The organism is Streptomyces sp. CBMA123, assembly GCF_014596465.1.
Lineage (GTDB): Bacteria > Actinomycetota > Actinomycetes > Streptomycetales > Streptomycetaceae > Kitasatospora.
This window is the reverse complement of record NZ_MECK01000230.1, coordinates 1-8397: the sequence shown is the minus strand read 5'-3', so window position 1 is coordinate 8397 and position 8397 is coordinate 1. Positions and strand designations below refer to the sequence as shown.

At 74.3% G+C, this 8397-nt stretch carries 3 protein-coding genes and 1 pseudogene; all 4 read right to left on the bottom strand.

Features of this window, described 5'->3' with window-relative positions:
- Positions 1–190, bottom strand: a pseudogene (locus BG452_RS24385) (amino acid adenylation protein); the annotation flags it as partial.
- Complete coding sequence (locus BG452_RS24380; RefSeq protein ID WP_188306501.1) at positions 174–1997, bottom strand: ABC transporter ATP-binding protein; 1824 nt, start codon at positions 1995–1997, stop codon at positions 174–176. The pseudogene BG452_RS24385 and the gene BG452_RS24380, both read right to left, overlap by 17 nt.
- Positions 1997–3799, bottom strand: a complete 1803-nt coding sequence (locus tag BG452_RS24375; protein WP_188306500.1) for an ABC transporter ATP-binding protein — start codon at positions 3797–3799, stop codon at positions 1997–1999. The genes BG452_RS24380 and BG452_RS24375 overlap by 1 nt, the downstream gene beginning before the upstream one ends.
- Positions 3796–8298, bottom strand: coding sequence for a non-ribosomal peptide synthetase (locus BG452_RS24370; RefSeq protein ID WP_188306499.1), 4503 nt, complete (start codon positions 8296–8298; stop codon positions 3796–3798). Before BG452_RS24370 ends, BG452_RS24375 begins: the two co-directional genes overlap by 4 nt.
- Between the last annotated feature and the right edge of the window lie 99 nt (positions 8299–8397).

Here is an 8397-nt window from a genome sequence, read left to right as displayed (position 1 = left end):
GCACGGCGGTGCCGCCCGGGGCCGCCCCGGCCCCGGCGAGCCGGGCGGCGGCCCGCTCGGTCTGCCGGTGCAGGGTGGCGAAGTCCAGTGCGGTGCCCGCCAGTTCGACGGCCGTGCGGTCGGGCCAGCGCTCGGCGGCGGCGGCCAGCAGGCCGCCCAGGGTGCGGGGGGTGTCAGCTGCGGACGGCATCGGCGTCCTCCTCGGCGGCCTGGAAGTCGAGCGCCTGGTGGCGGAAGTAGTGGTCGTACAGCTCCGCGTACCGGCCGCCGGCCGCCAGCAGGGCGTCGTGGGTGCCCTGTTCGACGATCCGGCCGGCGTCGACGACGAGGATCCGGTCGGCCTTGCGGACGGTGGGCAGCCGGTGGGCGACCACCACGGTGGTGCGGCCCGCGGAGACCGCGTCCAGCCCCTCCTGCACCTGGGCCTCGGTCAGCGGGTCGACGCTCGCGGTGGCCTCGTCGAGGATCAGCAGGGACGGGTTGCCGAGCATCACCCGGGCCAGCACGATCAGTTGCCGCTGGCCCGCGGACAGGGTGCCGCCGCCCTCGTTGACCGGGGTGTCGATGCCCTCGGGCAGGACGTCCAGCCAGTCGCCGCCGGCCACCGAGCGGGCGGCGGCCAGGATCTCCTCGGGGGTGGCGCCGGCCCGGCCGTAGCCGATGTTCTCCCCGACGGTGCCGGAGAACAGGAACGGCGCCTGCGGGACGATGCCCAGGTGGCTCTTGTAGGCGTCCAGGTCCAGGGTGCGGATGTCCTGGCCGTCGATGAGCAGTTCACCGCCGCCGAACTCGTAGGCCCGGGTGATCAGCCGGATGACGCTGGACTTCCCGGCGCCGGTGTGGCCGACCAGGGCGACCGTCTCGCCGGCGTCGATCTTCAGGTCGAGCCCGGTCAGCACGGGCTTGTCGGCGCGGTAGCCGAAGTCGACCGCGCGGAACTCGACGGTGCCGTCCAGCCGGGGCACCGGGCGGGCGTCGCTCTGGCGCACCGCGGGCTCCAGGTCGACCAGGGCGAAGATCCGCTCGGAGGCGGCCAGGCCCTGCTGGAACTGGTTCCAGAAGGAGGCGATGCTGGTCAGCGGGAACCAGAACAGTGTCAGGGCCTCCAGGAACAGCGACCACTCCCCCGCCGTGACGGAGCCGTCGGTGAGCAGGTCCCCGCCGAGCACCACCACGCCGACGGTGCCCAGCCCGGTGAGCGTCAGCAGCAGCGGGAAGATCCCGCTGAACAGCCGGTTCAGCCGGACGGTGGCCCGGAACCAGCGCTGGTTCACCTCGACCAGCCCGGCGTGGGTGGACTCCTCCCGCTGGAAGTTGCGGGCCACCGCGATGCCGCGCAGGGTCTCCTGCACATAGCCGTTGATCTGCGCCAGCGAGCGCTGCTGCTGCTGGGACGCCCGCCGCGACACCCACCGGAAGCCCAGGCTGACCAGCACGATCAGGGCGGCCGTGGCCGCGGTGACCAGCGCCAGCGGCACGTTGATGACGAACATCGCGACCAGCAGCAGCCCGATCATCAGGACCTGGCCGACCAGCCCGAGGGTGAGCGTGGCGAGGGTGCCGAAGGCCTGGGTGTCGGCGGTGATCCGGCTGGCCACCGAGCCGGAGGCCTGGGCGTCGTGGAAGGCCATGTCCTGGCGGAGCACCGCCTCGAACGCCCGGCGGCGCATCTCCAGCACGACGTCGCCGACCAGGATGCCGACGGCCCGCTGCTGGAAGAAGGTCAGCAGCCAGGAGACCAGGCCCGTGCCGAGCGCGGCCGCGGTCAGCGGCAGCACCGTCGCGCCGACGTTCTCGCGGGCGGCGTCGTCCACGATGGAGGCGACCAGCAGGGGGAAGGCCGCCCCGGCGACCGCCGCGCCGACCACGGCCAGCGCGATCAGCGCCACCGTGCCGCCCTTGGCGGCGAACAGGGGACGGATCCGGCGCAGCAACTCCCGGTCGCCGTAGGCGCGGTCGTAGCTGTCGGCGGTGATCCCGTCGAGTATGTCTGCCATCAGTGGACTTCCTCTCCGGACCGGCCGGCCGTCTCCCGCAGGTGCGGCGCGAAGATCCGGTGGTACAGCTCGCAGCTCTCCAGCAGGTCCTCGTGGCGTCCGCGGCCCACGATCCGGCCCCGGTCCAGGACCAGGACGAGGTCGGCGCTGCGGATCCGGGACAGCCGGGGGGTGACCATGAAGGTGGTGCGGCCCGCCGCGGCCCGCCGCACGGCCTGCTGGATCCTCTCCTCGGTGGCGCTGTCCACCGCGCTGGTGGAGTCGTCCAGGACGAGGATCCGCGGGTCGGCCAGCAGGGCGCGGGCGATGGCGATGCGCTGGCGCTGGCCGCCGGACAGGGTGGCCCCGCGCTCGCCGACCACGGTGTCGTAGCCGTGCTCGGTGCCGGTGATGAACTCGTGGGCGTGCGCGGCCCGCGCGGCCTCCTCCAGCTCGTCCCGGGTGGGTTCCCGGTCGGCGCCGAAGGCCAGGTTGTCCGCGATGGACCGGGAGAACAGCACCACGTCCTGCTCGATCACCGAGATCTGCGAGCGCAGCGTCTGGGCGTGCCAGGCGGTGGTGGCCACCCCGTCGACGAGCACCTCGCCGGAGTCCGGCGCGTAGGTGCGGTTCAGCAGTTGCAGCAGTGTGGACTTGCCGCTGCCGGTCGGCCCGACCAGGGCCACCGTCATGCCCGGTTCCACGGTGAAGGAGATGTCCTCCAGCACCGGCTTGTCGCCGTGCCCGAAGGAGACCCGGTCGAAGACCACGGTGCCGGTGAGTTCGGCCCGGTGGCCGGCCTCGGTGTCCTCGGAGCCGGAGCGGTCGGTGATGACCTCCAGGATCCGCCGGGCGCCGGCGATGCCGAGGAAGATCAGGCCGACGCTGAACGAGGCCAGCTGGGTGGGTGCCCGCAGGGCGCCCATCAGCCCCAGGAAGGCGACGAACTGACCGATCGTCAGATCACCGGTGGAGACCAGGTGGGCACCGTGCAGCAGGGCGGCCGCCAGCGCGGCCACCAGCAGCAGGGTGGGCAGGTAGAGGGCCTGCTCCTTGGCCTGGCGCACCGAGGCGTCCCGGTAGGCGGTCGCCTTCGCCATGAACCGGCGCTGCTCGGCGGCCCGGCGGCCGGTGGCGTCGACGGTCTCCATACCCGCGATGGTCTGCGAGACCTGGGCGCTGAACTCGCCGAAGCGGGCCCGGGTGGCGCCGGCCGCCGGGTCGAGCCGGCGGCCGTACTCGGCCAGCGCCACTCCGAACAGCACCAGGAACACCACGGGCACCAGCAGCAGTTGCGCGTCGATCAGGCCGATGAACACCACCGGCACGATCAGCCCGAGCAGCATGTCGAGGGTGAGGTCCAGGCCGGGCGACAGCATCAGGTTGACGGCCTGGGCGTCCCCGGTGACCCGGGCCGAGAGGTCGCCCACCCGGCGCCGGTTGAAGAACTCCTGGCCCTTCTGGAGCAGGGCCGAGAACAGCGTGGAGCGCACGTCGCGCTCCAGGCCGCAGGCGTACGCCTCCAGCGCGTAGGTGGCGACGAAGCCGGCGATCCCGCGCACCGCGACCAGGGCCAGCAGCACCAGCACCATGGAGTCGAACCGCCCCCGGTCGGGGGTGCTGCCGAGCAGGGCGTCGAAGGCGGCGCCGATCACCACCGGGACCGCCGCGGCCAGCAGGTGCCACACCACCGAGCCGGTGAGGTGGGCCGCGATCCAGCCCTTGGACCGGGCGAGGTGGGACTTCAGGAACGGGCCGACCCGCTCGCCGGGGGCCGGGGGCGGGGCCGCGCGCCGCGGCTTCGCGGTGGTCGCGGTGGTCATGCGTTCTCCAGGGGGGTGTCGTCCGGGGCCGCGCCGGGCTCCCGCAGGTATCCGCTGCGGACCAGCTCGGTGAGGTACGTGTGCAGCAGGGGCTCGTCGATCGGCGGGCAGTCGGTGCCGGACTCCCGGTACGCGGGCCGGGCCGGGCCGGGTACGGCCGCGCCCAGCCCGGCGGGGGCCGCGCCCGCGCCGGGGGCGGCGAACAGCGGCAGGAACGGGAAGAGGGCGTTGTCCCAGGAGTGCGCGGCGGACTCCTGGAGGGCGCTCAGCCAGTCGCCGTAGGAGACTTCGCGGAGCGGGTAGCCGTAGCCGGCGACCCAGTCGAAGACCGTGCCGAGGCCGACCGGCTCGGGGTGGGCCAGGTCGTACGAGGCGGGCTCCGCTCCCGGGCGGGAGGCGAGCGCCAGCACCGCGCCGGCGACCCGGTCCACCGGCACCAGCTGCACCGGGAGGTCCAGGTCGGGGTAACACCCCAGCTGAACACTGCCCTTGATGATCGCCCAGATCAAGTCCTTCGGGTTGCCGATTCCGGTCCCGCTGTGGCCGCCGATGTAGTCGGGGCGGTACACGGCGACCGGGACGCCCCGCTCGCGGGCGGCGACCGCCAGGTGCTCGGCGGCCCACTTGCTCTGGTTGTAGCCGCCCGTGACGGCCGTGGCGGCCGTGCCCGGCTCGGGCACCGAGGCGGTGGAGACGTGGTGCACGGGGATGCCCCCGCCCCGCGCGGCCAGCCGCAGCACCTCCTGGGTGCCGTCCACGTTGGCGGCCCGCAGCGTGGCGTACGGCAGGGTGAAGCTCACCCAGGCGCCGCTGTGGTGGACGGCGTCCACCGTGCGGGCGAGTGCGTCGAAGCGCTCGGCGGGCAGGCCGAGCAGCGGCTGCGCCAGGTCACCGGGCTCGATCACCACCCGGCCCGGCTCGGGCGCGGGCAGCCCGTAGCCGTCGAGGGCCTTGACCAGCCGCCGGCGGCCGTCCTCCGTGTCCTCGGCCCGCAGCAGGCAGTGCACGGTGGCCCGGGTGCCGCGCAGCAGCCCGTCCAGCAGGTGGGCGCCCAGGAAGCCGGTGGCACCGGTGAGCAGCACCGCCGAGGGCTCCCCGGTCCGGGGGCGGCCCGCGCCGGGGGCCACCCGGATCTCCGGGTCCAGCTCCGGCGGTGCGCTCGGCCCGGCACCCTGGTCGACGGCCTCGGCGCCGGCCGGCGCGGTGCGGGCGGCGTCCACCCGCTGGGCCAGTTCGGCCACCGTGGTCGCCTCGAACAGGGCGATCAGCGGCAGGTCCACCGCGCAGGCACGGCGCAGTTCGAACAGCACCCGGGGCACCAGCAGGCTGTGCCCGCCGAGTTGGAAGAAGTCGTCCTCGGCGGTGACCTCCCGGCCGCCCAGGACCTTGGTCCAGATCCCGGCGACCAGTTCCTCGGTGGCGGTGGCGAACACCGCCTCCGCGGGCCGCTCGACCGGCTCCCCGGCGGGCGCCGGGAGGGCCTTGCGATCGTGCTTGCCGTTGGCGTTCAGCGGCATCCGGTCGAGCAGGGTGATGGTGGACGGCACCATGTAGTACGGCAGTTGGGTGCGCAGGTGGTCCTGGAGGGCGAGCGGCTCGGGGGTGCGGCCCGCGCGCGGCTCGACGTACCCGGCGAGCCGCCGCTCGCCCTTGGCGTCCACGTGGACGACGACCGCCGCGGCCTGCACCTCGGGGTGCTGGCCGAGGACGGACTCGACCTCCTCCAGCTCGATCCGGAAGCCGCGGATCTTCACCTGGCGGTCCACCCGGCCCAGCACCTCGACGTCGCCGCCGGGCAGCAGCCGGGCGAGGTCGCCGGTGTTGTAGAGGCGGTCGCCGGGCCGGTCGCCGAACGGGTGCGGCAGGAAGCGCTCGGCGGTCAGCGCGGGCCGGCCGACGTAGCCGCGGGCCAGCGCCAGGCCGCCGATGTACAGCGTCCCGTTGACCCCGACCGGCACCGGCTGGAGCCGGTCGTCCAGGACGTAGAACTGGGTGTTGGGCAGCGGCCGTCCGATCGGGACGGGCTCCTCCTCGGAGCGCTCCGGCATCGGGGTCTCGAACAGGCCGCTGTCCACCGTGGATTCGGTGATGCCGTACGAGTTGACCAGCCGGGTGCCGGGCGGGCAGAGCTTCTTGAGGTTCCAGTAGTCGCGCATGAACCAGATGTCCGCGCCGACCGCCAGCACCTTGAAGTTGTCCAGCAGCCTGCCCTGTTCGGTGACGTGGGCGCTGAGCAGCCGGATCACCACGGGGACGAGGTCGGCGAAGTCGACCCGCTCGCGCTGGAGCAGGTCGTACAGCTTGGCCGGGTCGAGCAGCGTCTCGCGCTGGCAGAGCACCAGGGTGCCGCCGGAGCCCAGGGCGCGGACCATGTCGCCGGTGAACACGTCGAAGGCGATGTTGGCGGCCTGGAGGTGCCGGCGCACCACGGTGCCCAGCTCGTAGACCCGCTCCCAGGAGCGGTAGGCGCTCATCAGCGCGCCGTGGGTGAGCATGGCGCCCTTGGCCCGGCCGGTGGAGCCGGAGGTGTACACCAGGAAGGCCAGGTTGTCGGCCACCGGCTCCACCGCGTCGGCCACGGCGGCCGTTTCGGTGGCGTCCTCGGCCAGCCAGTCGTCGAACCAGCCGACGGTCATCCCGTCGGTGAGGCCGGGCACGGTGCCGGCGATGTCGTGCCGGGTGAGCAGCAGCCGGACGGAGGCGTCGGTCAGGATGAAGCGCAGCCGCTCCACCGGGTTGGCCGGGTCCAGCGGCACGTAGGCGCCGCCGGCCTTGAGGACGCCGAGCACCGCGGCCACCGAGTCGGCGCAGCGCGGCGCGCACAGCCCGACCCGGACTTCCGGGCCGACGCCGAGGGCGCGCAGCCGGGCGGCCACGATCCCGGCCCGGCGGTCGAGTTCGCGGTAGCTGACCCGGTCCTCACCGTCCACCACCGCGACGGCGTCGGGGGTGGCGCGGACGTGCTGCTCGAACAGCCGGTGGACGCACTCGTCGGGGCCGACCTCCACCGAGATCCGGTTGTCCCGGGTGAGCGCCTCGGTGCGCTCCTCCTCCGAGAGCAGCGGCAGCTCGGACACCCGCAGCGCCGGGTCGGCGACCGCGGCCAGCAGCAGCCGCTCGAAGTGGCCGGCCATCCGCCCGATCGTCGCGTCGGTGTACAGGTCGGTGTTGTACTCCCAGTCGCAGCACAGCCGTTCGCCCTCGTCGACGACGTCCAGGGAGAGGTCGTACATCGCGGTGCGCTTGCCCTCCCCGGTGAACGGGGAGATCCGCAGGCCGGCCAGGTCGAGGTCGGCGCGCGGCACGTTGTGCAGCGACAGCATGGTCTGGAACAGCGGGGCGCGGCTGAGGTCGCGGTCCGGCTGGATCTCCTCCACCACCTGCTCGAACGGCACGTCGAGGTGGGCGAAGTCGGCCAGGCAGGCCCGCTTGGTGCGGGCCAGCAGCTCGCCGAAGGCCGGGTCGCCGGAGAGGTCGGCGCGCAGGGCCAGGGTGTTCACCAGGAACCCGATGAGCGGCTCGGTCTCGGGCCGGCCGCGGCCGGCCACCGAGGTGCCGACCACCAGGTCGTCCTGCCCGGAGTAGCGGTGCAGCAGGGCCGTGTAGCCGGCCAGCAGGGTCATGAACAGGGTCGCGCCGGCCTCGGCGGCGACGGCCCGCAGGCCGGCGGTCGCCTCGGCGGACAGGTGGATCGAGCGGGTCCGCCCGGCGTAGGTCTGCACCGGCGGGCGGGCCCGGTCGGTGGGCACGGCGAGGCTGGGCAGTTCGCCGCGGAAGCGCTCGCGCCAGTGGGCCAGGCCCTCGGCCCGGCTCTCGGCGCTGTGCCCGCGCTGCCAGTGGGCGTAGTCGGCGTACTGGACGTCCAGCGGCGGCAGCGGGTCGGTGCCGCCCGCGCGCAGCGCCGCGTAGACGGCGGCGAACTCCCGGGTGAGCACGCCCATCGACCAGTCGTCGGTGATGATGTGGTGCAGGTTGAGCAGGACGACGGTCTCGTCGTCGCTCAGCCGGACCAGGGTCACCCGGAACAGCGGGCCGCGGCTGAGGTCGAACGGGGTGGCCGCGTGGGTGGCGGCGAGCCGGCGCACCTCGTCCTCGGCGTCGGCGGCGCCGCGCAGGTCGACCGTCTCGGGCCGCCAGTCGACGGCCCGCGCCTCGGCGACCAGCTGCACCGGTTCGCCGTCCACCGAGCCGAAGGTGGTGCGCAGGGTCTCGTGCCGGCGCACCAGCGCCTGGAAGGCGGCGGTCGCCAGGTCGAGGTCCACCGGGCCCGTCAGGCGCAGCGCGTACGGCATGTTGTACGCGGTGTCGCCCGGGTTGAGCTGGGCGAGGAACCACAGCCGCTGCTGGGCGTAGGAGAGCGGGGCCCCGCCGCCCGAGGGGCGGCGGGTGATCCCGGCGGGGGCCGCGGCGGCGCGTTGGCGCAGCCGGCTCATCAGAAGGGCGTACTTGGCGGGCGACTGCTCGCGCAGCCGCCGCAGCTTCTCCGGGGTGTCGGTCATGCCGCGCCCGTCCCGGCCGTCTCGGCGAGCGCGACCAGGGCCGCCTCGGCGGCGTCGGCCGCCACGGCCGGGGCCGGGGTGCCGGTCCAGGCGAGGTGG